Consider the following 22,248-nt stretch of genomic DNA (forward strand, 5'->3'; position numbering starts at 1 on the left):
ACCGTCATGGCATACGGACAGGCTGGCGCGCACGACACCCACGATCATACGCCGACCGGCTGGAAGCGGTGGGTCTATTCCACCAACCACAAGGACATCGGTTCGATGTACCTGATCTTCGCGATCCTCGCGGGATTGCTGGGCGGGACCTTTTCGATCCTGATGCGGATGGAGCTGCATTCGCCGGGCAACGATTTCCTCGGCGGTGACCATCACCTGTTCAACGTTCTCGTCACCGGGCACGGCCTGATCATGATCTTCTTCGTGGTCATGCCGGCGCTGATCGGCGGCTTCGGCAACTGGTTCGTGCCGCTGATGATCGGCGCGCCCGACATGGCCTTCCCGCGGATGAACAACATCTCGTTCTGGCTGCTGCCGCCGGCGCTCGGGCTGCTGATCATCTCGATTTTCGTCGAGGGTCCTCCGGGCAACACCGGCTTCGGCGGCGGCTGGACGATGTATCCGCCGCTCTCGGGCGCGCTCGGCCATCCCGGCCCGGCGGTCGACTTCACCATCCTCAGCATGCATCTGGCCGGCGCCTCGTCGATCCTCGGTGCCATCAACTTCATCACCACGATCTTCAACATGCGCGCGCCCGGCATGACGCTGCACCGCATGCCACTGTTCGTCTGGTCGATCCTGGTGACGGTGTTCATGTTGCTGCTCGCGCTCCCGGTGCTTGCCGGCGCGATCACGATGCTGCTGACCGACCGTAACTTCGGCACGTCGTTCTTCGCGCCTTCCGGCGGCGGCGACCCGATCCTGTACCAGCATCTGTTCTGGTTCTTCGGCCACCCCGAGGTGTACATCCTGATCCTGCCGGGCTTCGGCATCATCAGCCAGGTCATCTCGACCTTCAGCCGCAAGCCGGTCTTCGGATATCTCGGCATGGCCTATGCCATGGTCGCGATCGGCGCCATCGGCTTCGTCGTCTGGGCCCATCACATGTTCACCGTCGGCATGGACGTCGATACCCGCGCCTACTTCGTCGCCGCGACGATGGTCATCGCGGTGCCGACCGGGGTGAAGATCTTCTCCTGGATCGCCACGATGTGGGGCGGCTCGATCGACTTCCGCACCCCCATGCTGTGGGCGATCGGCTTCATCTTCTTCTTCACCGTCGGCGGCGTGACCGGCGTGGTGCTGGCCAATGCCGGTGTCGACACGGTGATGCACGACACCTACTACGTGGTCGCGCATTTCCATTACGTGCTGTCGCTCGGCGCGGTCTTCGCGATCTTCTCGGGCTTCTATTTCTGGTTCCCGAAGATCACCGGCCGCCAGTATTCGGAGGGGCTCGGCAAGCTGCACTTCTGGCTGATGTTCATCGGGACCAACCTGACCTTCTTCCCGATGCACTTCCTCGGCCTGTCGGGCATGCCGCGTCGTATTCCGGACTATCCGGATGCCTTCGCCGGCTGGAACCATGTCGCGTCGATCGGTTCCTATCTCGGCGCGGCGGCGACGGTGCTGTTCCTGTACATCGTCATCCACGCCATGGTGCGCGGCGCCAAGGCGGCCGACAATCCGTGGGGCGAGGGCGCAACGACGCTCGAGTGGACGCTTTCCTCGCCGCCTCCGTTCCATCAGTACAGCGAGCTCCCGGTCATCCGCTAAGGCGGGGCCGGGGCCCCTCGCGGGGTTTGCAATCAGTGACCGATACGACTGCCATAGCCGCCGACAAGACGGATCCTGCCGATCTCGCGCGCGTCGGCGACTATTTCGCGCTCCTGAAGCCACGGGTGATGTCGCTCGTGATCTTCACCGCCGGGGTCGGCCTGGCCATCGCGCCGGGTGACATTCACCCGTTGCTCGCCTTCACGGCGCTGCTGGCGATTGCCGTCGGCGCCGGGGCGTCGGGCGCGATCAACATGTGGTACGACGCCGACATCGACCGGGTGATGGCGCGGACCCGCAACCGGCCGATCCCGGCCGGTCGCATCGATGCCGGCACCGCGCTCGCCTTCGGGTCGGTGCTGGCGGTCGGCTCGGTCATCGTCATGGGCCTCGCTGTGAACCATGTCGCGGCGCTGCTGCTGGCGGTGACGATCGCCTTCTACGTGTTCATCTACACGATGTGGCTAAAGCGCCGCACGCCGCAGAATATCGTGATCGGCGGCGCCTCGGGCGCGCTTCCGCCGGTGATCGGCTGGGCCGCCGTGACCGGCACGGTCGATGCCGGAGCTGTCGCGCTGTTCGCCATCATCTTCATGTGGACTCCGCCGCATTTCTGGGCGCTCTCGCTCTGGCGCTCGGGCGATTACGAGAAGGTCGGCGTGCCGATGCTGCCGGTCGTCGCCGGCCTCCGGGCGACGCGCAACCAGATCCTCGTCTATTCGCTGCTGCTGTTCCCGATCACGCTGACCCCGCCCTTCTTCGGTGCCGGCGGCTGGTTCTACGAGGCTGTCGCCGCGGTGCTCGGCCTGGTCTTCGTGTTTGCCGCCTTCCGGGTCTGGCGGAGCGAGGAGGAGAAGCCGGCAAAGCAGCTCTTCGCCTATTCGATCCTCTATCTGTTCCTGCTTTTCGCCGCGTTGCTCGGCGAATGGGCGTTCGGACGGGTGGCCTGAGATGCCGCTGTCCGATGAGCATCGCAAGAAACGCGGCCGCAATTTCGCGCTCGCCGGCGTGCTGGTGGCACTCGTCGTGCTCTTCTACCTGATCACCATCGTCAAGATGCAGGGGGCGGCATGAGCAACCGTCGCAATCGCGTGGTCGTCACAGGCGCGGTAGCGGCCGTCGTCGGCATGGTGTGTCTGGCCTATGCCTCGGTCCCTCTCTATGACCTGTTCTGCCGGGTCACCGGTTTCGGCGGCACGACCCAGCGCGCCGACGCGGCGCCGGAGCAGGTCATCGACCGGGCCTTCACCGTCCACTTCGACGCCAGCCTCGCGCGCGGCATGCCGTGGTCGTTCCGGCCATTGCAGCGCTCGGTCGATGTCGAGGCGGGGGAACAGAAGCTGGCCTTCTTCCAGGCGCACAACCCGACCCCGCATCGGGTCTCGGGGAACGCGACGTTCAACGTGACGCCACAGAAGATCGGCAAGTATTTCAACAAGATCGAATGCTTCTGCTTCACCGAGCAGACCCTCGAACCGGGCGAGACGGTGGACATGCCGATACTCTTCTTCATCGATCCGGCGATCGCCGACGATCCGAACGCGGCGGAAGTGAAAACCATTACGCTGTCCTACACCTTCTTCGTCGACGAGGACGCGGAGAGTGAGTTGAAGGACGGCAAACGGACGGTGTCGCAGGTGCAGACGGCACCGGCATCACGTGATATCAACTAGGCGCAGTGCCTGGGCTTGGCGTAGCGAGCGGACCGGGCGGGAACAGCCCGGTCGACAATGAGGAGCGGAACCACATGGCGGACGCGCACGAAGTGAACCACGACTACCATCTGGTGGACCCGAGTCCCTGGCCGGTGGTCGGGTCGATCACGGCATTCATGACCGCGATCGGGCTGGTCATGTACATGCACGATATGGGCTCCTGGCTGCTCATCGTCGGCACCATCGGCATCCTCTACACGATGTTCGTCTGGTGGCGCGACGTGGTGCGAGAGGGTGAGTTCCAGGGCTTCCACACGCCGGTGGTCCAGCTTGGCCTGCGCTACGGCATGGTCCTGTTCATCGCCTCCGAGGTGATGTTCTTCGCCGCCTGGTTCTGGGCCTACTTCAACGCCAGCCTGTTCCCGACCGAGGCGATGGGCGGCGTCTGGCCGCCGGAGGGGATCGAGACCTTCGATCCCTGGCATCTGCCCTTCCTCAACACGCTGATCCTGCTCACCTCGGGCACGACGGTCACCTGGGCGCACCACGCGCTGCAGCATGGCGACCGCAAGGGCCTGGTCAACGGCCTGATCCTGACGGTCATTCTGGGCGCGTTGTTCACCTGCGTGCAGGCCTACGAATATTCCCATGCAGCCTTCGGCTTCACCGACGGGATCTATGCCTCGACCTTCTACATGGCGACCGGGTTCCACGGCTTCCACGTGCTGGTCGGCACGATCTTCCTGCTGGTCTGCCTGGTCCGCGCCATGAAGGGCCAGTTCAAGCCGGACCATCATTTCGGTTTCGAGGCGGCGGCGTGGTACTGGCACTTCGTCGACGTCGTCTGGCTGTTCCTGTTCTGCTGCATCTACTGGTGGGGCGCCGGTACCGTGGCCCATGGGTGATGCCGAGACAGGGCTCTGACGTATCCCCTCTCCGCGCCGGGCTGACCTGCAAGTGCCCGCGTTGCGGAGAGGGATCCCTGTTCAAGGGTTTCCTGACCGTCGCGCCGGCCTGTGCGGCCTGCGGACTGGATTACGGCAAGATCGATACCGGTGACGGGCCGGCGGTCTTCATCATCATGATCCTCGGCTTCGTCGTCGTCGGCCTGGCGCTTTGGGTCGAGGTCACCTTCCAGCCGCCCTACTGGCTCCATTTCGTTCTCTGGCTGCCGCTGACGCTCATCGGCGCCCTGCTTCTCCTGCGTCCCTTCAAGGCGACGCTCGCGGCCTTGCAATATCGAAACAAGGCGACCCAGGAAATCGAGCTCGACTGACGCCATGCAATTCCGCCCCCTGCTCTGGCCGACGGTCATTGCCCTGCCGCTGTTCATCGTCACGCTCTGGCTCGGCACCTGGCAGGTGCAGCGGTTGTTCTGGAAGACCGACCTGATCCAGCGGATCGAGAGCGGCCTCGCGGCCGACCCGGCGCCGCTGCCGGCCGGCGCGATCGATCCCGACGACTGGTTCTACCGGCGGGTTTCGGTCGACGGTGTCTTCGATCATGCGGCCGAGATCCATCTGCTCGCCCATGCGGAACGCGGCCGGCTCGGCTATCACGTCATCACCCCGCTCGAGCGCAGCGATGGCGGCGGCTGGGTGCTGGTCAACAGGGGCTGGGTCCCGGAAGAGAGGAAGGATCCGGCGACCCGTGCCGAAGGCCAGGTCGCGGGCGTCCAGCATGTCGACGGCGTCGCCCGCAAGAGCTGGAAGGTGCCGTGGCTGCAGGGCCTGATCCTGCCGGACAACGACATCGCCGAGAATCTCTGGTTCTTCGGCGATATCGACCAGATGGCAGAGCATCTCGGCCGCGAGGTGGCGCCGGTCTTCGTCGAGGCGGACGGGACAGCCAATCCGGGCGACTGGCCGCGCGGCGGGCAGACCGTGGTCTCGGTGCCGAACCGCCATCTCGAATATGCCATCACCTGGTACGGTATGGCGATCGCGCTGCTGGTCATCTACCTGCTCTACCATCGCAAGGAGGAGCGGCTCTGACGACCGCCGCCTACCGGGCGCTGGAGGCCCGTTTTCGCCGTATCGGCACGCTCGACAACATCGCCGGCATGCTGCACTGGGACGCCTCGGTGATGATGCCGGCCGGCGCCGGCGACTCGCGCGCCGAGGAACTGGCAACGCTCGCCATGCTCGGTCATCGCGAGCTGACCGACCCGGCGCTCGCCCGGCTGCTCGAAGCGGGCCTTGCCGAGCAGGAAGGGCTCGATCCCTGGCGGCGTGCCAACCTGCGCGAGATGGCCGAACGGCGCCGGCATGCCGTGGCCCTTCCGGACGACCTGGTCGAGGCCCGCTCGCGGGCGGCGTCGGCCGCCGAAATGGCCTGGCGCCAGGCCCGCGCCGACGATGATTTCGCGCTTCTGGCGCCGCATCTCGACCGTGTCCTGGGGCTCACCCGCGAGGCGGCGGCGGCGAAGGCAGCGGTGCTCGGCCTCGCCCCCTACGACGCGCTGGTCGCCGAATACGAACCCGATGTCGACAGTGCCGCGATCGACCGGCTGTTCGACCAGCTTGCCGCGCGCCTGCCGGCACTGCTCGAACGGGTCGAGGAACGCCAGTCCCGCGAGGGCGAGGTGGCGGCGCTCGCCGCGGTCCCGGTGGAGGCGCAACGGGTGCTCGGCCGCCGCCTGATCGCGGCGCTCGGTTTCGACAGCGAACGCGGCCGCCTGGACGACAGCCTGCATCCCTTCACCGGCGGCCATGCGGGCGATGTCAGGCTGACCGCCCGCTACGCGGAGGGCGATTTCACCGACGGCATCATGGCGGTGCTGCACGAATGCGGCCACGCGCTCTACGAACAGGGGCTGCCGGCGGACTGGCGCGGCCAGCCGGTCGGCCAGGCGCGCGGCATGATGCTGCATGAAAGCCAGTCGCTGTTCGTGGAAATGCAGCTCGCCCGCGGCCGGCCCTTCCTCGGCTACCTGGCCGGTCTGCTGCCGGACGTCTTCCCGACCGGTTCCGCGCCGCGGCCCAAGGATCTTGTCCGCCATGTCCAGCGGGTCAGCCGCGGCTTCATCCGGGTCGAGGCGGACGAACTGACCTATCCCTTCCATGTCATGCTGCGGACTCGGCTGGAGCGCGCCATGCTGGCCGGCGACCTGGTCGTCGGCGATCTGCCGGGGGTCTGGCGCGACGGCATGAGGGACCTGCTCGGCGTCGTCCCGCCGGACGACCGGCAGGGCGTGCTGCAGGATATTCACTGGCCGGACGGGGCCTTCGGCTACTTCCCGACCTACACGCTGGGCGCCCTTGCCGCGGCCCAGCTCTACCGGGCGGCCGACGCGGCGCTTCCCGACCTGGACCGCCAGATCGCCGACGGCGACTTCGCCGCGCTGATCGGCTGGTGCCGGGCCAACGTGCATGCCCACGGCAGCCGCCTGACCGGGCCGGAGCTGCTTCAGGCGGCGACCGGGGCGCCGCTTTCGGCCGACGCCTTCCTCGACCATGTCGAGCGCCGCTATCTTGGCTGAGCGAACACCGCAGATTGTATTCCGGGCGGCCCGCCGCTAGTCTGTGCCGCCCCGGACAAGGGCATCCCGCCGGCCGTTGCCGGCGCTCCACCGCCCGACCAGCGGCCCCCGGGGACGCGCCACCGAACCGAAGGCAGTCACGTGCGTTACGTCAGCACCCGATCCCAGGCACCGGAACTCGATTTCGAGGCCGCCGTACTCGCCGGTCTGGCCCGCGATGGCGGGCTCTACGTGCCGAAATCCTGGCCGCGCATGACGACGGCCGAGATCGCCGCCCTGGCCGGGCTCACCTACGCCGAGGCGGCGGTCCGGGTGATCCGTCCCTTCGTCGGCGATACCCTCGACGAGGCGACGTTGCGGAGCCTCGCCGAGGCCTCCTACGCCGGGTTCGGTCATCCGGCGGTGGCGCCGCTGCGTCAGCTCGACCGCGGCCACTGGCAGCTCGAGCTGTTCCACGGCCCGACGCTTGCCTTCAAGGATTTCGCGCTGCAGTTCCTCGGCCGGTTGTTCGACCATGTCCTGAAGCGCCGCGGCGCCCGCGTCACCATCGTTGGCGCGACCTCGGGCGATACCGGCTCGGCGGCGATCGAGGCCTGCCGGGGCCGCGACGCCATCGACGTCTTCATCCTGCATCCGAAGGGCCGGGTCTCCGAGGTCCAGCGCCGGCAGATGACCACGGTCGCCGACGCCAATGTCCACAACATCGCCGTGGACGGCACCTTCGACGATTGCCAGGCGCTGGTGAAGGCGCTGTTCAACGACCTCGAGTTCCGCGACCGGCTGGCGCTCTCGGCGGTCAACTCGATCAACTGGGCCCGGGTGATGGCCCAGGTCGTCTATTACCTGACCAGCGCCGTCGCCCTCGGCGCGCCGGAACGCCAGGTCGCCTTCTCGGTGCCGACCGGCAATTTCGGCGATGTCTTCGCCGGCTACGTGGCGGCGCAGATGGGGCTGCCGATCGCGCGCCTGATGGTTGCGACCAATCGGAACGACATCCTGGTGCGGGCGCTCACCGGCGGGTCCTACGAGGTCCGCGAGGTGATGCCGACGATCAGCCCGAGCATGGACATCCAGGTCTCGAGCAACTTCGAGCGCCTGCTGTTCGATCTCGCCGACCGCGACGGCGCCGAGGTGACGGCGATGATGGGCCGGCTCCGGGATACCGGACGGTTCGACATCGCGGCCGGGCGGCTGCAGGCCGCCGCCGGCCTCTTCACTGCTGCCCGCATCGACGAGGACGAGACGAAGGCGACCATGGCCCGGGTCTGGCGCGAGTCCGGCATCCTGATCGACCCGCATACCGCCGTCGCCTACGCGGCGGCGCGTGGCATGGATCTCGATTCCGCGATCCCGGTCGTGACGCTGTCGACGGCGCACCCGGCCAAGTTCCCCGACGCCGTCGCCGAGGCGACCGGGCAGCATCCGGCCTTGCCTGCGCGGCTGGCAGACCTATTTAAGCGCGATGAACGCTGCGACGCCCTGCCAGCCGACGCCGAGATCCTGAAGGATTTTGTCGCCGCCCGGGCGCGAATCCTCGAGAACGCCTGAAACGGAACTGAATGAGCAACGAAGAGCATCTTCGCGTCACCACCCTCGACAACGGCGTGCGCGTCATCAGCGAGACCATGCCGCATCTGCGGAGCGCCACCGTCGGCGTCTGGGTCGACGCCGGTTCCCGCCACGAGACGCCGGAGCTCAACGGCATCAGCCATGTTCTCGAACATATGGCATTCAAGGGCACGACCCGGCGCAGCGCCCGCCAGATCGCCGAGGAGATCGAGGCGGTGGGCGGCCATCTGAACGCCTATACCAGCCGTGAGCAGACCGCCTATTACGCCCGCGTGCTCGAGGATGACGTCCCGCTCGGCTTCGATATCCTGTCCGACATCCTGCTGAATTCGACCTTCGATCCGGCCGAGCTCGCCCGCGAGCAGGACGTGATCGTGCAGGAGATCGCGCAGACCAACGACACGCCCGACGACGTGATCTTCGATCATCTGCAGGCGGTCGCCTATCCGGAGCAGGCGCTCGGCCGCTCGATCCTCGGTACCGAGTGGCATGTGCGGAATTTCCGCAGCGAAACGGTGCGCGACTACATGGCGGCGCATTACCACGCCCCGCGGCTGGTCGTCGCGGCGGCCGGCGCGGTCGATCACGAGGCCCTTGTCGGGCTTGCCGGGGAGGCCTTCACCGGGCTGCCGACCGGGGCCGGGCCGGAACTCGAACCGGCGCGCTACGGCGGCGGCGACTATCGCGAGGATCGCCGCTCGCTGGAACAGCTCCACCTGGCGCTTGCCTTCCCGGGCGCGGCCTTCGAGGACCCGGATTTCTACGATCTCCAGGTGCTCTCCGCGCTGCTTGGCGGCGGCATGTCGTCCCGTCTTTTCCAGGAACTCCGGGAACAGCGCGGGCTCTGCTACTCGGTCTTTTCCTTTGCCACCGGCCATGCCGATACCGGGCTGTTCTCGATCTACGCGGCGACCGACCCGGAGGATATCGAGGAACTGGTGCCGTCGATGGCCGACGAGATCGCCGCGGTCGCCCGCAGCATCGACGGGGCCGAGGTCGACCGGGCCCGGGCGCAGATCAAGGCCGGGCTGCTGATGAGCCTGGAAAGCCCGTCCGGCCGCTGCGAGCAGCTCGCCCGTCAGCTGCTGATCTACGGCCGGCCGCTCTCGCTCGACGAGGTCGTCAGCGCGGTCGACCAGGTGACCCCGGAGGGCATTGCCGCGGCGGCCTCGCGCGTGCTGTTCGGCAACAAGCCCAGCATCGCGGCGCTCGGTCCTCTCGACCGGCTTGAATCTTTCGACCGGATCGCGTCAAGATTTGCCTGATCTCCGGTCGGCTGGGCCGATCGTTTTCGGGGACCGATGTGCTCGACAGGTTTTCGCGTTCAACGACCGAACCCTTCCTGACCGGCAGCCGGGTTTATCTTCGGGCGCCGACGATGGGCGATTGGGCGCCATGGGCGGAACTGCGGACACGCAGCCGGACCTTTCTCTCGCCGTGGGAGCCGTCCTGGCCGCAGGATGTGCTGAGCCGCGGCTCGTTCCGGCGCCGGCTGCGCCGCCACGCCCGCGACCATCGCGAGGACACCGGATACGCCTTCTTCATCTTCAGGCAGTCGGATGCGGCGCTGATCGGCGGTCTGACGCTCAGCAACGTCCGGCGCGGCGTCACCCAGTCGGCCTCGCTCGGCTACTGGGTCGGAGAGCCCCACGCGCGCCAGGGCCACATGCATGACGCGATCACGGCGCTGGTGCCCTGGGCGTTCGATGTGCGCGGCCTGCACCGGCTCGAGGCGGCGTGCCTGGTTCACAACGTCGCCAGCGCCGGGTTGCTCAGGAAATGCGGCTTCTCGGAAGAGGGCATCGCCCGGGAATATCACCGGATCAACGGCCGCTGGCAGGACCATCGCCTGTACGCGATGCTGGAAACCGACGCGCGCCCCGAGCCGCCCTGACGGGCCGCCCGGATTCGTCAGGCATGGCCGGCCTCGCTTTGCAGGAAACTCGGATCGAAGCCGAGCTTCTTCACCGCCGAGTCCCAGCGGGCGTCGAGTGCGATCTCGAAAACCAGATGCGGATCGGCCTCGACATGCAGCCAGCCGTTCGCCTGGATCTCGCTTTCGAGCTGGCCCGGCGCCCAGCCGGCATAGCCCAGGACCAGCAGCGATTGCCGCGGTCCGGTACCGGACGCCATCGCGCGCAGGACATCGACGGTCGCGGTCAGCGCGACCTCCTCGCCGACCTTGACGGTGCTGTCCTGGGAATAGTCGGGACTGTGCAGCACGAAGCCCCGGCCGCTTTCGACCGGGCCGCCATACTGGACGGGAACCTGATCGCTGTCGCCTTCGCACGCGATGTCGAGTTGGTCGAGCAATTCCGAGAAGCTCAGCCGGTCGAGCGGCCGGTTGATGACCAGTCCCATCGCGCCGGCGGCGGAATGGGAGCAGATGAAAATGACCGAGCGCTTGAACCGCGGATCTTCCATGGTTGGCATCGCGATCAGCAGTTGGCCGTCCAGGTAGCTTTCGTTCGTCATCGCCTCGCCGGGAGTTTCGGAAGTCGGATCCCTTGGCCCCTTCGCAGGGAAATGATCGTCTCGACGGGCCTGCACATCGCCGCACCCCGCACGGCAATGTGAGCCGCTGTGTCCTCTGACTGTATTATATAGGACAGAGAAGTGTCTGAGCGATACCGGAGCGTCGGAAGTTGAAACGGACGATCGAAACCAGGAGGCTGGCACCGGCCGCATGGCTGGCGGCGATGCTGGCCGTCGGCATGGCCGCACCGGCCCTGGGCGATGCCGGCACCTCGGAATGGGTCGGGACCGACGAGGCGCGCATCCGCATCGTTTCGGCCGAGGACCGCACCGGCGAGGGCGATACCGTCGAACTCGGCGTCGAGGTCCGGCTCGCGCCCGGCTGGAAGATCTACTGGCGCAATCCCGGCGATACCGGCGTGCCGCCGGAGTTCGACTGGTCCCGGTCGGCGAACTTGGCCGGTGCAACGGTCCACTGGCCGGCGCCGGAGCGGAGCGAGAGCTACGGCTTCGATTCGCTCGGCTACCACGACGAGGTGATCTATCCGGTGACCGTCCGGCTCAGGGAGCCGGGTGCGCCGCTCGATCTCCGCCTCGACCTCTCCTACGGGATCTGCAAGGAAGTCTGCGTGCCGCTCCGCCAGGAGGTCAGCCTCAGCCTGCCGGGCGGTCTCGCCATGGAGACGCCCGAGGCCCGCCGCATCGCCCGCTATCGCGAGCGGGTCCCGGAAGCCGCGCCGGCCCAGGGACTGGTCGTCGAATCGGCCGATTTCGACGCCGACGGCCGCCTGGTCGTCGCCATTCGATCCGACATCCCGCTGGCCGACCCGCAACTGATCGCCGAGGCGCCATCCGGGGCCAGCCTCGGCGCGCCCGAGCGCGACCTCGACGAGGACGGCAGGCACGTCCGCTTCCGCTTCGCCGGCGAGGGTGTCGCCGGCCGCGATGAACTTGCCGGCCGCACGGTCCGGCTGACCTTCGTCGATCGCGACCGCGCGGTTGAAACCGCCCGCCTGCTTCCCTGAGGCGCGGCGGCGCCGTTTCGCCGCCGGTATCCGCATTTTCTCCTTGTCAGCGGGCGCCGCTGCACCATCATTGGAGCGTGCGCGATTCAGGCGCCCGTTCCGGGCGCGTGACCGAATTCAGAAGAGCAAAGCGAGGATAGAATGTCGATTGCCGTTGGGGAAAAGCTGCCGGCCGGTACGTTGATGGAAATGACGGCCAGCGGGCCGGGAAAGGTCGCGGTCGACGACGTCTTCTCGGGCAAGAAGGTGGCGCTTTTCGCCGTCCCGGGTGCCTTCACGCCGACCTGTTCGGCCAAGCATCTGCCGGGCTATGTCGAGCAGGCCGCTGACATCAAGGCCAAGGGCGTCGACGAGATCGTCTGCCTGTCGGTCAATGATCCCTTCGTCATGGCCGCCTGGGGCAAGAACGGCGGCGCGGACGGCAAGGTCCGCATGATGGCCGACCCGGACGGCGCCTTCACCAAGTCGCTCGGCTTCGATTTCGACGCTTCCGGCGCCGGTCTCGGAACCCGCTCGCGGCGTTACTCGATGGTCGTCGAGAACGGCGTCGTGAAGCATCTCAACCTGGAGGAAGCGCCGGGCGCATTCGCCGTTTCCGACGCCGGCACGCTGATCTCCCAGCTCTGAGAGCGATCCGAAACGGGGCGAACGGGAAGGGGCCGGAAGGTCGCTTCCCGTCGTTCCCGGACGACAATTACACTTTTCTCCGTTCGCTGTTTCGCACAAAGATGTGCCAGCGGTTCAGATCCTGAAGGAACGGACGAATGCCCGGTGACATTGCTGAGAAGGGGGCGCGGTTCCGCGCCCTGCACGAGCGCGGCGGCGCCTTCGTGATGCCCAACCCGTGGGATCTCGGGACCACGCGTATTCTCGACGGGCTGGGTTTCGATGCGCTGGCGACGACCAGCGCCGGTCTTGCCTATTCCCTCGGCCGTCGCGACGGCGAAGGCGCGGTCAGCCGTGACGAGGCGCTGGCCCATGCCGCGCTGATCGCCGCCGCCACGGAACTGCCGGTCAACGCCGATCTGGAGAACGGCTTCGCCGACGATCCCGCGGGCGTCGCGGAGACGATCCGCCGGGCCGGGGAGACCGGTATTGTCGGCTGCTCGATCGAGGACGCGACCGGTGACCGCCAGCGGCCGATCTACGATTTCGGCCTGGCGGTGGAACGGATCGCCGCGGCGGCGGAGGCGGCCCGGGCGCTGCCCTTCGCCTTCACGCTGACGGCGCGGTCGGAGAATTTCCTGCATGGCCGGCGCGATCTCGAGGACACGATCGCGCGGCTCAAGGCTTTCGAGGAGGCGGGCGCCGATGTCCTCTATGCCCCGGCGCTGCCCGATATCGACGCGCTGGCGGAACTCTGCCAGGCGGTCGGCAAACCGGTGAATTTCCTCATGGGCTCGGCCCGCACGCCGCTGTCCGCCGCCGATGTCTCGGCGGTCGGCGTGCGCCGGATCTCGATCGGCTCGGGCCTGTTCAACGTCGCCTTCGGCAGCTTCCTGAAGGCGGCGAAGGGGCTGCACGAGGACGGTCTGCTGGCCCGCGACAAGTCGCTGCCGACAGGGCGGGATATCGCCGCCTTCATGGCCGACGGCGGCTGAGCCGCCCCGGCCCGGGCTAGCCCAGTTCGGCGATCCCTTCGCGGGCGAGGCGGTCGGCGCGGTCGTTTTCCGGGTGGCCGGAATGGCCCTTGACCCAGTGCCACGAGACCTCGTGGCGGGCCATCTCGCGCTCCAGCGCCTCCCAGAGATCCTTGTTCTTGACCGGCTTCTTCGCCGCCGTCTTCCAGCCGTTCCGCTTCCAGCCGGGCAGCCAGCGGGTGATCCCGTCGCGCACGTAGGTGCTGTCGGTGAAGAGCTCGACCCGGCAATGGCGCTTCAGGGCCCGGAGCGCTTCGATCGCCGCCATCAGTTCCATGCGGTTGTTGGTGGTGTCGGGCTCGCCGCCCTTGATCTCGCGCTCGCGGTCGCCGTGGATGAGCACCGCGCCCCAGCCGCCCGGACCCGGATTGCCCGAACAGGCGCCATCGGTATAGATCGTGACCGGTTTCGTTTCGGTCATGCGTCCAGCCCGTAGGCGCCGGGGCCGCCGGCGTCACGGTGGAAGCGCAGCTTGGCGAGATATTCGAGCGGGTTCTTGGGCTTCACGAGCGCCCCTTCGATCTGGTTGAGCCAATCATAGAGCCGGGTCAGCAGGAAACGGATCGCCGCCCCCCGGGCGAGCAGCGGCAGGGCCGCCATTTCCGCCGCCTCGAGCGGGCGGACCCCCTGGTAGCCGGCCATCAGCTTGCGTGCCTTGGTGGCGTTGAAGCTGCCGTCCTTCTCGAAGCACCAGGCGTTCAGGCAGATCGCGAGGTCGTAGGCGAAGGCGTCGTTGCAGGCGAAGTAGAAATCGATGAAGGCGTTGATCCGGCCGTCGAGGAACAGGACGTTGTCGGGGAACAGGTCGGCATGGATGACGCCTTCCGGCAGGCCGCCCGGCCAGCCCGCCTCGAGCGCCGCCAACTCGCCCTCGAGTTCCGCCGCGAGGCCCGGCGCGACCTCGTCGGCCCGCGCCCGGCTCGCCTCGAAAAGCGGCCGCCAGCCGCCGACCGAGAGCGCGTTCGGGCGCTCGCGGGTGAAATCCGATCCGGCCAGGTGCAGTTCGGCCAGGGCGGCGCCGAGGCGCTGGCAATGATCCGGGCCGGGCTTGGTCAGGGCGCGACCCTCGGCAAACGCGATGATCGCCGCCGGGCGCCCGGCAACCGCGCGCAGCGCCGCCCCGTCGCGGCCGTGAATCGGCGTCGGGCAGGGCACTTGCCGGCCGGCCAGATGGTCCATCAGGCCGAGGAAGAACGGCAGGTCGGCCGGGTTCACCCGCTTCTCGTAGAGCGTCAGGATGAAATAGCCGCCCGTCGTGTGCAGCAGGTAGTTGGAATTCTCGACGCCCTCGGCGATTCCCTTGCAGGAAAGCGCGCGGCCGATGTCGTACTGGTGGAGCAGATCGTCCAGTTCGTCGTCGCCGATTTCGGTATAGACGGCCATTGTCGGCTCTTGTCAGGCGGGGAAACGGGGAGGCGGGGTCAGCTCGCGAGCAGCCGGGGCAGCTTGAAGGCGACATTCTCGGTGGTCGTCGTGACCTCCTCGATGCGGATCCGGAAGCGAGCGCTGAAGGCGGCGATGACCTCCTCCACCAGCTTCTCGGGCGCCGAGGCGCCGGCGGTGATGCCGATGGTGCGGATGCCGGCCAGCGCCGCCCAGTCGATATCGCGGGCGCGCTGCAGCAGCATCGACTGCGGGCAGCCGGAGTTGCGCGCCACCTCGACCAGCCGGAGCGAGTTCGACGAGTTCGGCGCGCCGATCACCAGCAGCGCGTCGCAGCGCCCGGCCAGCGACTTGACCGCCTGCTGCCGGTTGGTGGTGGCGTAGCAGATGTCCTCCTTCTTCGGCACCTCGATATTGGGGAAGCGGCGGCGAAGGACGGCAACGATATCGGCGGTCTCGTCGACCGACAGCGTCGTCTGGGTGATATAGGCAAGCGGCGCCTCGGCCGGCAGGTCGAGGGCCTCGGCCTGGGCGACATTCTCGACCAGCCGGACGCGACCGTCGGGGAGCTGGCCCATGGTGCCGATCACTTCCGGGTGGCCGGCATGGCCGATCAGGACGATCACCCGGCCGTCGCGGTCGTGCCGTTCCGCCTCGCGGTGGACCTTGCTGACCAGCGGGCAGGTGGCGTCGATATAGAGCATCTCGCGGCGCTCGGCCTCGGCCGGCACGGCCTTCGGCACGCCGTGCGCGGAGAACACCACCGGGGCGTCGGCGGGGACCTCGTCAAGCTCGTCCACGAAGACCGCGCCGCGGGCCTCCAGGTTCTCGACCACGAAGCGGTTGTGGACGATCTCGTGGCGGACGAAGACCGGCGGGCCGTATTTCTCGAGCGCCAGTTCGACGATCCGGATCGCCCGGTCGACGCCGGCGCAGAAGCCGCGCGGCGCGGCCAGCAGGATGTCGAGCGGCGGTTTTTCGATCGCGGTCGGCAAGGTTGCAGCGCTCCCGTCAGGGCCGTGGGACTGGCGAGCCTCCGGGGCGGCGATCGCCTTGCAGAAGCCCTCGGCCTCTCCTAGACTCAGGCCCGATCCGGCGCCCTTGCGGGGCCGCCCGGCGGGCCGGGGCCAACCTAGTACATCGCCAAGCCACAGGAAAGCAGAGAGATGACCGAGCCGAAGATCGCCCAGAAGGGCCCCTTCGAGGTCGCCGTCAAGGCCGGCCGCACCTATTTCTGGTGCGCCTGCGGACGCAGCGCCCGGCAGCCCTTCTGCGACGGCTCGCACAAGGATACCGGCTTCGAGCCGGTGTCCTGGAAGGCCGAGGCGGCCGACACGCTCTATTTCTGCGGCTGCAAGCGGACCGGCAGCAAGCCGTTCTGCGACGGCACCCACGAAACCCTCTGAGGATCGATCCATGTCCGTGGTTGCCACGCGTCTCGTACCCGCGATCGCCCTGCTCGGGCTTCTCGCCGCCTGTTCGGGCGGCCTGTTCGGGAAGGAACGGAACCTGCCCTGCCCGACGGCGAACGTCGTCTCCGGGGCGGAGCGGATCACCCAGTACCGCCCCGGTCCGGGCCGCGACATCACCGACGTCGCCTATGAGGCCGAGATCGTGCCGGTCGCCGGAAGCTGCGAATATGTCGACGACGACAAGGCGGTCGAGGTCCTGCTGAAGGTCGAGATCCGCGGCACCCGGGGACCGGGCGCCGAGGGCCGGACGGGCGACTTCGCCTTCTTCTCGGCGGTCACCGACGGCGAGCAGGACATCCTTGCCCGCCAGCGCTTCTCCAGCCCGGTTGAGTTCCCGGCCGGCCGCTCTCGGGCCGGCGTGTCCGAGGAGATCCGCTTTCGCATCCCGCTGAAGCCGGACCAGTTCGCCGATGCCTTCGAGATCCTCGTCGGCTTCGAACTGACCCGCGAGCAGCTCGAGGAAAACCGCAACCGGCTCAGCCGCTGAGCGGTGCCGGCTGACGACTCACGCCCCTAGTGCGCGGGGGCGTGGTGGCGGCCTTCGCCCTTCGGCAGGTAGTTGCGCCAGCGTTTCTCGACCGCGTCGTGCAGGTCCTTGCGCCAGCCGAACGCGAAGGCGCTTTCGGCGACCAGGAACATCGGCGCGACCAGCACCTGCAGCAGGTTGTCGGTGAGCGCCGGCTTGCGGCCTTCGAAGGCATGGCCGATCAGCTGCACGATCCAGCCGCCGATGAAGAAGCCGGCGAAGGCGATCCAGGCGATCACCGCGCCTTCCTCGGCGATCCCGTCGGCGATCAGCAGCAGCACGACATTGAATGCGAGCAGCACCACCCCGAGTCCGAGGTCGCAGAGCAGGTAGAACACCGACATGACGACGAGGAACAGGGTCGCCAGCGTGATCGTGTAGCCGCCAAGCGTGAACAGCTCGAGCAGCGACATCGGAATCAGCAGCGAGAATGCGATCACCGGCACGCCGACGAAATGCGTCGCCCGGTTCCGCAGGTCGCGATGATAGGACGAATACATCGACATCTGCTCGATGAAGAAATGTCGCAACATCGTTGGAATCCTCCCGCTGCGGTGCCTTTCGCCAGTGTCTTCCCGGAGTGGCGCGCTTGTCAAATGCCGTCGCGAAAGCACCGCGCCCGGCATCGTGCCGATTGACAGCCCGAACCGCGCCCTTAATATCCCCGCCATCGTCGCGCGCGCCGGACAAGGGCGTGTTACCGCTTGCGGGAGAGTCCGGCCGGAAGGCCGGCGCCGAAGGAGCAACCGCCCCGGAAACTCTCAGGCACCCGGACCGCAAGGGGTCGACGGCTCTGGAAAGGGGCCGCCGAAAGGCAGGTCACACCGACGGGGTAAGTCCGCGGGTCCGGTTCGGGCCGGCGGATCATTCTCTCAGGTAGAACGACAGAGGGGGCGTTGATCCGGTCTATTGCCGGTCATCGTTCCTTTGCTTCGTGTACTGCCGGGAGATGGGTCGTGAGCGACGAGACTGCGGACAATACCAGGGAAACCCCGCTCACGGACGAGCATCGCGGGCTCGGCGCGCGCATGGTGCCCTTTGCCGGCTACGCCATGCCGGTGCAATATCCGGCCGGGATCCTGGCCGAGCACCGCCAGACCCGCGAGGCGGCCGGGATCTTCGATGTTTCCCACATGGGCCAGGTGATCGTTCGCGCCGACGATCCGGCGGCGCTGATCGAGCGCCTCGTCCCGGGCGACATCCGGAGCCTCGGGACCGGCGAGATGCGTTACAGCCTGCTGATGAACGATGCGGGCGGCATTCGCGACGACCTGATCGTCACCCGCCGCGACGACCATCTCTTCATCGTCGTCAATGCCGGCTGCAAGGACGCCGATCTCGCCTACATGGTCGAGCAACTGGGCGCCGAGGCCGACATCGAGATGCTCGAGGATCGCGCCCTGATCGCCCTGCAGGGGCCGCAGGCCGCGGCCGTGATGGCGCGCCAGGCGGAAGCGGCGACCGCGCTCACCTTCATGACATCGGGGATCTTCGATCTCGACGGCGTCGAATGCTGGATCAGTCGGTCGGGCTATACCGGCGAGGACGGCTTCGAGATCTCCGTCCCGGCCGCTGCGGCGGTCGCCCTCTGGCGGCGCCTGCTGGATCAGCCGGAGGTCGGCGCGATCGGCCTGGGCGCGCGCGATTCGCTGCGCCTCGAGGCCGGCCTCTGCCTCTATGGCCACGACATCGATGAGACGACGAGCCCGGTCGAGGCCGGCCTGATGTGGTCGATCGGCAAGCGTCGGCGGGAAGAGGGCGGCTATCCCGGCGCCGACCGGGTCGCCCGCGAACTGGCCGAGGGCGCGAGCCGGCGCCGCGTGGGCCTGAAGCCCGAGGGCCGGGCGCCGGTCCGCGAGGGCACCGTGATCCGCGACGCCGAGGGGGCCGAGACCGGGACCGTCACCTCCGGCGGCTTCGGGCCGACGGTCGGCGGCCCGGTGGCGATGGGCTACGTCGCCCGCGACCGGGCGGCGGCGGGCACCGGGCTGACGCTCGATCTGAGGGGCAGGGCCGTCCCGGCGACGGTCGCGAAAATGCCATTCGTGCCGCAGCGTTACCACCGCGGCTGACAGCAACAACCGCGTTCGCGCGAACAGGAAAGAGGATATCGGGGACATGGCGGACATCCGTTACACGGAAGACCACGAATGGATCAGCGTCGAGGGCAAGGTCGGCACGATCGGGATCACCGATTACGCGCAGAACCAGCTCGGCGACGTCGTCTATGTGGAGCTTCCCGAGGTCGGGCGTGAGGTCGCCAAGGGCGACGAGACGGCGGTCGTCGAATCGGTCAAGGCCGCGTCCGAGATCTATGCCCCGGTCGGCGGCAAGGTGACCGCGGTCAACCAGGCACTCGAGGAGAACTATGGTCTCGTCAACGAGGATGCGGCCGGCGCCGGCTGGTTCATGAAGCTGGAGCTCTCGGACCCGGCCGAACTGGACGGCCTGATGGACGAAGCGGCCTATGCCGAATTCGTGAAGAGCCTCGGCTGATGCGCTACCTGCCGCTCACGCCGGAGGACCGGCGCCAGATGCTTGCCCGCGTCGGCGTTTCCTCGATCGACGACCTGTTCGAGGACGTGCCCGCCGCGGCTCGGCTTGACGGTCTTGTCGACCTGCCGCTGCACCAGGGCGAGCTCGCCGTCGAGCGCGAGCTCGGTGCGCTCGCCGCGCGCAATGTCGCGGCCGGCTCGGTGCCGAGCTTCCTCGGCGCCGGGGCTTATCGCCACCATGTCCCGGCGACCGTCGATCACCTGATCCAGCGTTCGGAGTTCCTGACCGCCTACACGCCGTACCAGCCGGAGGTGAGCCAGGGCACGCTGCAGATGCTGTTCGAGTTCCAGACCCAGGTGGCGCTGATCACCGGCATGGAGGTCGCGAACGCCTCGATGTATGACGGCGCGACCGCCTGCGCGGAGGCCGCGCTGATGGCCTGCCGCCTGACCCGGCGCGAGAAGGTGGTGCTGTCCGGCGGGCTGCATCCGCACTACCGCGACGTGACGAAAACCTCGGTCAAGTTCGGCTCGGTGCATCTCGACATCGCCGAACCGGACCCGGACGGCGCCGAGGACCTGGCCGCCCGGATCGACGGCGAGACGGCCTGCGTCATCGTCCAGAACCCGAGCTTCTTCGGCCGCCTGAAGGATCTCCGCGCGCTCGCCGACGCCTGCCATGCCGCCGGCGCGCTGCTGGTCGTCGTCGTCACCGAGGTGGTCTCGCTCGGCCTCGTCGCCTCGCCGGGCGAGATGGGCGCGGATATCGTCGTCGCCGAGGGCCAGTCGCTCGGCGTGCCGCTCGGTTTCGGCGGCCCCTATGTCGGGCTGTTCGCCTGCCGCCAGAAGCATGTCCGGCAGATGCCGGGCCGGCTCTGTGGCGAGACGGTGGACCAGGACGGCCGCCGGGGCTACGTGCTGACGCTGTCGACGCGGGAACAGCATATCCGCCGCGAGAAGGCGACCAGCAACATCTGCACCAATGCCGGGCTCTGCGCGCTCGCCTTCTCGATCCACATGACCCTGCTCGGCGAAGCCGGGCTGACCGAGCTCGCCTCGCTCAATCACCGGACGGCGGTGGCGCTCGCCGATCGCCTCGCCCGGGTGCCGGGCGTCGAGGTCATGGCCGACGCCTTCTTCAACGAGTTCACGCTCAGGCTCGCGAAGCCGGCGGCCCAGGTGGTCGAGACCCTTGCGGGCAAGGGCATCCTTGCCGGCGTCCCGGTCTCGCGCCTCTATGCCAATCGCCCGGCGCTGGAAAACCTGCTGCTCGTCGCCGCCACCGAATGCAACACCGAAGCCGATGGCGACCGCCTCGCAAGCGCGCTCGAGGAGGCGCTCCGCTGATGCTGAACGAAGGACGACAGACCCGCGGCACCGGCACGGCCGCCGAGGGCCCGGACACCTGGACCGGCGCGCGCGCGCTCGACCAGGACACGCCGCTGATCTTCGAGCAGGATTCGCCCGGCGCCTGCGGCGTCGACCTGCCCGATGGCCCGGACGTCGCGAACCGTCTGGGCGGGCTGGAGCGGAAGGGGGCGATCGGCCTGCCCGGCCTCGCCGAGCCCGAGGTGATGCGTCACTATGTCCGCCTCTCGCGGCAGAACTACGCCATCGACATCGGCGTCTATCCGCTCGGCTCCTGCACGATGAAGCACAATCCGCGCCTGAACGAGAAGGTCGCGCGGATGCCGGGCTTCTCCGACATTCACCCGCTGCAGCCGGAATCGACGGTGCAGGGCGCGCTCGAACTGATGGACCGGCTCGGTCACTGGCTGAAGACGCTGACCGGCATGCCGGCGGTGGCGCTCTCGCCCGCGGCCGGCGCCCATGGCGAGCTGTGCGGCCTGATGGCGATCCGCGCCGCGCACGAGGCCCGGGGCGATGCCCGGAAGGTCGTGCTGGTGCCGGAATCGGCGCATGGCACCAACCCGGCGACGGCGGCGATGTGCGGCTACGCGGTGAAGTCGATCCCGGCAGACGAGACCGGCCGCGTCGATCTCGCGGCGCTGGAAGCCATGGTCGACGAGGATGTTGCCGCGATCATGCTGACCAACCCCAACACCTGCGGCCTGTTCGAGCGCGACATCATTCGCGTCGCCGAGGCCGTGCACGGCGTCGGCGCCTATTTCTACTGCGACGGGGCCAACTTCAACGCCATCGTCGGCCGCGTCCGGCCGGGCGACCTCGGCATCGACGCGATGCATATCAACCTCCACAAGACCTTCTCGACGCCGCATGGCGGCGGCGGCCCGGGTTCCGGCCCGGTGGTCTTCTCCGATGCGCTCGCGCCCTTCGCGCCGATCCCCTACGTGATCGAACGGAAGGACGGCGACGGCTTCCATCTGGTCGAGCATGTGCCCGACAGCGAGGTCCAGCCGTTCGGCCGCATGAAGGGCTTCCACGGCCAGATGGGCATGTTCACCCGGGCGCTCGCCTACATGATGAGCCACGGGTCGGACGGCCTTCGCCAGGTCGCCGAGGACGCGGTGCTCAACGCCAACTATGTCCGCGCCTCGCTCGCCGACGTCATGAGCCAGGCATTCGACGGGCCCTGCATGCACGAGGCGCTGTTCGACGACAGCTTCCTCAAGGGCACCGGCGTCTCGACCCTCGACATCGCCAAGGCGATGATCGACGAGGGCTTCCACCCGATGACCATGTATTTCCCGCTGGTCGTTCACGGCGCCCTGCTGATCGAACCGACCGAGACCGAATCGAAGGATGGCCTCGACCGCTTCATCGGCGCGATGCGCCATATCGTCGAACGGGCGAAATCCGGCGATGCCGAGCATTTCGCCGGCGCGCCTTACTACGCGCCGCGCCGGCGCCTCGACGAGACGCTCGCCGCGCGAAAGCCGATCCTGCGCTTCGAACCGGCAATGCAGGACGCGGCGGAGTAGGGGGCGA

The 22,248-nt window shown here is 68.0% G+C and carries 25 protein-coding genes and 2 riboswitches; of the genes, 20 read left to right on the forward strand and 5 right to left on the reverse strand.

Annotation, left to right across the window (positions count from 1 at the left end; all coding sequences use genetic code 11):
* The first annotated feature begins 6 nt into the window (after positions 1 to 6).
* The 11 genes from ctaD (at position 7) to OCH7691_RS06355 (ending at position 10,216) form a co-directional block, all read left to right on the forward strand.
* Positions 7 to 1,617: a cytochrome c oxidase subunit I gene (gene ctaD / locus OCH7691_RS06310; protein ID WP_085882508.1), complete on the forward strand. Its 1,611-nt coding sequence runs from the start codon at positions 7 to 9 to the stop codon at positions 1,615 to 1,617.
* 26 nt (positions 1,618 to 1,643) lie between these two features.
* Positions 1,644 to 2,567: a heme o synthase gene (cyoE, locus tag OCH7691_RS06315; RefSeq protein ID WP_176244945.1), complete on the forward strand. Its 924-nt coding sequence runs from the start codon at positions 1,644 to 1,646 to the stop codon at positions 2,565 to 2,567.
* A gap of 1 nt (position 2,568) precedes the next feature.
* Positions 2,569 to 2,691: a cytochrome c oxidase system small membrane protein gene (locus tag OCH7691_RS23755; RefSeq protein ID WP_281251891.1), complete on the forward strand. Its 123-nt coding sequence runs from the start codon at positions 2,569 to 2,571 to the stop codon at positions 2,689 to 2,691.
* Entirely contained in the window at positions 2,688 to 3,290 is a 603-nt protein-coding gene (locus OCH7691_RS06320) for a cytochrome c oxidase assembly protein (protein WP_085882510.1), read from the forward strand. The genes OCH7691_RS23755 and OCH7691_RS06320 overlap by 4 nt, the downstream gene beginning before the upstream one ends.
* Positions 3,291 to 3,364: 74 nt before the next feature.
* Complete coding sequence (locus tag OCH7691_RS06325) at positions 3,365 to 4,177, forward strand: cytochrome c oxidase subunit 3 (protein ID WP_085882511.1); 813 nt, start codon at positions 3,365 to 3,367, stop codon at positions 4,175 to 4,177.
* On the forward strand, positions 4,177 to 4,548 hold the full coding sequence (locus tag OCH7691_RS06330) for a DUF983 domain-containing protein (RefSeq protein WP_085883537.1): 372 nt from the start codon (positions 4,177 to 4,179) through the stop codon (positions 4,546 to 4,548). Before OCH7691_RS06325 ends, OCH7691_RS06330 begins: the two co-directional genes overlap by 1 nt.
* A gap of 4 nt (positions 4,549 to 4,552) precedes the next feature.
* Positions 4,553 to 5,266, forward strand: a complete 714-nt coding sequence (locus OCH7691_RS06335; RefSeq protein WP_085882512.1) for an SURF1 family protein — start codon at positions 4,553 to 4,555, stop codon at positions 5,264 to 5,266.
* Positions 5,263 to 6,753: a carboxypeptidase M32 gene (locus OCH7691_RS06340; RefSeq protein WP_176245008.1), complete on the forward strand. Its 1,491-nt coding sequence runs from the start codon at positions 5,263 to 5,265 to the stop codon at positions 6,751 to 6,753. The genes OCH7691_RS06335 and OCH7691_RS06340 overlap by 4 nt, the downstream gene beginning before the upstream one ends.
* Positions 6,754 to 6,894: 141 nt before the next feature.
* Positions 6,895 to 8,301, forward strand: coding sequence for a threonine synthase (gene thrC, locus OCH7691_RS06345; RefSeq protein WP_085882514.1), 1,407 nt, complete (start codon positions 6,895 to 6,897; stop codon positions 8,299 to 8,301).
* Between the two features lie 11 nt (positions 8,302 to 8,312).
* Complete coding sequence (locus OCH7691_RS06350) at positions 8,313 to 9,587, forward strand: M16 family metallopeptidase (RefSeq protein ID WP_085882515.1); 1,275 nt, start codon at positions 8,313 to 8,315, stop codon at positions 9,585 to 9,587.
* A 38-nt stretch (positions 9,588 to 9,625) separates the two neighbouring features.
* Entirely contained in the window at positions 9,626 to 10,216 is a 591-nt protein-coding gene (locus OCH7691_RS06355; RefSeq protein WP_281251892.1) for a GNAT family N-acetyltransferase, read from the forward strand.
* Positions 10,217 to 10,233: 17 nt separating this feature from the next.
* Here OCH7691_RS06355 and OCH7691_RS06360 read toward each other — a convergent pair whose 3' ends face one another.
* On the reverse strand, positions 10,234 to 10,797 hold the full coding sequence (locus tag OCH7691_RS06360) for a YqgE/AlgH family protein (RefSeq protein ID WP_085882516.1): 564 nt from the start codon (positions 10,795 to 10,797) through the stop codon (positions 10,234 to 10,236).
* A 170-nt stretch (positions 10,798 to 10,967) separates the two neighbouring features.
* Here OCH7691_RS06360 and OCH7691_RS06365 point away from each other — a divergent pair, with 170 nt between their 5' ends.
* The 3 genes from OCH7691_RS06365 (at position 10,968) to OCH7691_RS06375 (ending at position 13,423) form a co-directional block, all read left to right on the forward strand.
* A complete protein-coding gene (locus tag OCH7691_RS06365) occupies positions 10,968 to 11,822 on the forward strand; it encodes a protein-disulfide reductase DsbD domain-containing protein (RefSeq protein WP_139839551.1) in 855 nt (284 codons plus the stop codon).
* A 141-nt stretch (positions 11,823 to 11,963) separates the two neighbouring features.
* On the forward strand, positions 11,964 to 12,449 hold the full coding sequence (locus OCH7691_RS06370; protein ID WP_085882518.1) for a peroxiredoxin: 486 nt from the start codon (positions 11,964 to 11,966) through the stop codon (positions 12,447 to 12,449).
* Between the two features lie 137 nt (positions 12,450 to 12,586).
* A complete protein-coding gene (locus OCH7691_RS06375; RefSeq protein ID WP_085882519.1) occupies positions 12,587 to 13,423 on the forward strand; it encodes an isocitrate lyase/PEP mutase family protein in 837 nt (278 codons plus the stop codon).
* Positions 13,424 to 13,439: 16 nt separating this feature from the next.
* Here OCH7691_RS06375 and rnhA read toward each other — a convergent pair whose 3' ends face one another.
* The 3 genes from rnhA to ispH are packed head-to-tail and all read right to left on the reverse strand — an operon-like array spanning position 13,440 to position 15,840.
* Positions 13,440 to 13,883: a ribonuclease HI gene (rnhA, locus tag OCH7691_RS06380; RefSeq protein ID WP_085882520.1), complete on the reverse strand. Its 444-nt coding sequence runs from the start codon at positions 13,881 to 13,883 to the stop codon at positions 13,440 to 13,442.
* The gene (locus OCH7691_RS06385) at positions 13,880 to 14,845 is read right to left on the reverse strand and encodes a homoserine kinase (RefSeq protein ID WP_085882521.1); all 966 of its coding nucleotides are present in this window, start codon (positions 14,843 to 14,845) and stop codon (positions 13,880 to 13,882) included. The genes rnhA and OCH7691_RS06385 overlap by 4 nt, the downstream gene beginning before the upstream one ends.
* A gap of 38 nt (positions 14,846 to 14,883) precedes the next feature.
* Entirely contained in the window at positions 14,884 to 15,840 is a 957-nt protein-coding gene (gene ispH, locus OCH7691_RS06390; protein ID WP_217807833.1) for a 4-hydroxy-3-methylbut-2-enyl diphosphate reductase, read from the reverse strand.
* A gap of 171 nt (positions 15,841 to 16,011) precedes the next feature.
* On the opposite strand from ispH, the gene OCH7691_RS06395 reads away from it, so the two are divergent.
* On the forward strand, positions 16,012 to 16,251 hold the full coding sequence (locus OCH7691_RS06395) for a CDGSH iron-sulfur domain-containing protein (RefSeq protein WP_085882522.1): 240 nt from the start codon (positions 16,012 to 16,014) through the stop codon (positions 16,249 to 16,251).
* Between the two features lie 10 nt (positions 16,252 to 16,261).
* Positions 16,262 to 16,804, forward strand: a complete 543-nt coding sequence (locus OCH7691_RS06400; protein ID WP_085882523.1) for a hypothetical protein — start codon at positions 16,262 to 16,264, stop codon at positions 16,802 to 16,804.
* Positions 16,805 to 16,830: 26 nt separating this feature from the next.
* Here the strand turns inward: OCH7691_RS06400 and OCH7691_RS06405 are convergent, their stop codons facing one another.
* Positions 16,831 to 17,376: an Mpo1 family 2-hydroxy fatty acid dioxygenase gene (locus OCH7691_RS06405; protein WP_176244946.1), complete on the reverse strand. Its 546-nt coding sequence runs from the start codon at positions 17,374 to 17,376 to the stop codon at positions 16,831 to 16,833.
* Positions 17,377 to 17,540: 164 nt separating this feature from the next.
* Positions 17,541 to 17,630: riboswitch (glycine riboswitch) on the forward strand.
* A riboswitch (glycine riboswitch) is annotated at positions 17,631 to 17,741 on the forward strand.
* Between the two features lie 58 nt (positions 17,742 to 17,799).
* On the opposite strand from OCH7691_RS06405, the gene gcvT reads away from it, so the two are divergent.
* The 4 genes from gcvT to gcvPB are packed head-to-tail and all read left to right on the forward strand — an operon-like array spanning position 17,800 to position 22,241.
* Positions 17,800 to 18,915 carry a glycine cleavage system aminomethyltransferase GcvT gene (gene gcvT, locus OCH7691_RS06410; protein WP_085882525.1) on the forward strand — a complete coding sequence of 372 codons (1,116 nt, stop codon included), beginning with the start codon at positions 17,800 to 17,802 and terminating at the stop codon, positions 18,913 to 18,915.
* Between the two features lie 46 nt (positions 18,916 to 18,961).
* Positions 18,962 to 19,339, forward strand: coding sequence for a glycine cleavage system protein GcvH (gcvH, locus tag OCH7691_RS06415; RefSeq protein WP_085882526.1), 378 nt, complete (start codon positions 18,962 to 18,964; stop codon positions 19,337 to 19,339).
* Positions 19,339 to 20,685: an aminomethyl-transferring glycine dehydrogenase subunit GcvPA gene (gene gcvPA, locus OCH7691_RS06420; RefSeq protein ID WP_085882527.1), complete on the forward strand. Its 1,347-nt coding sequence runs from the start codon at positions 19,339 to 19,341 to the stop codon at positions 20,683 to 20,685. Before gcvH ends, gcvPA begins: the two co-directional genes overlap by 1 nt.
* Positions 20,685 to 22,241, forward strand: coding sequence for an aminomethyl-transferring glycine dehydrogenase subunit GcvPB (gene gcvPB / locus OCH7691_RS06425; RefSeq protein WP_085882528.1), 1,557 nt, complete (start codon positions 20,685 to 20,687; stop codon positions 22,239 to 22,241). Before gcvPA ends, gcvPB begins: the two co-directional genes overlap by 1 nt.
* Positions 22,242 to 22,248: the final 7 nt, after the last annotated feature.

This window comes from Oceanibacterium hippocampi (assembly GCF_900172325.1).
In the GTDB taxonomy this organism is placed as follows: Bacteria; Pseudomonadota; Alphaproteobacteria; order Sneathiellales; family Sneathiellaceae; genus Oceanibacterium; species Oceanibacterium hippocampi.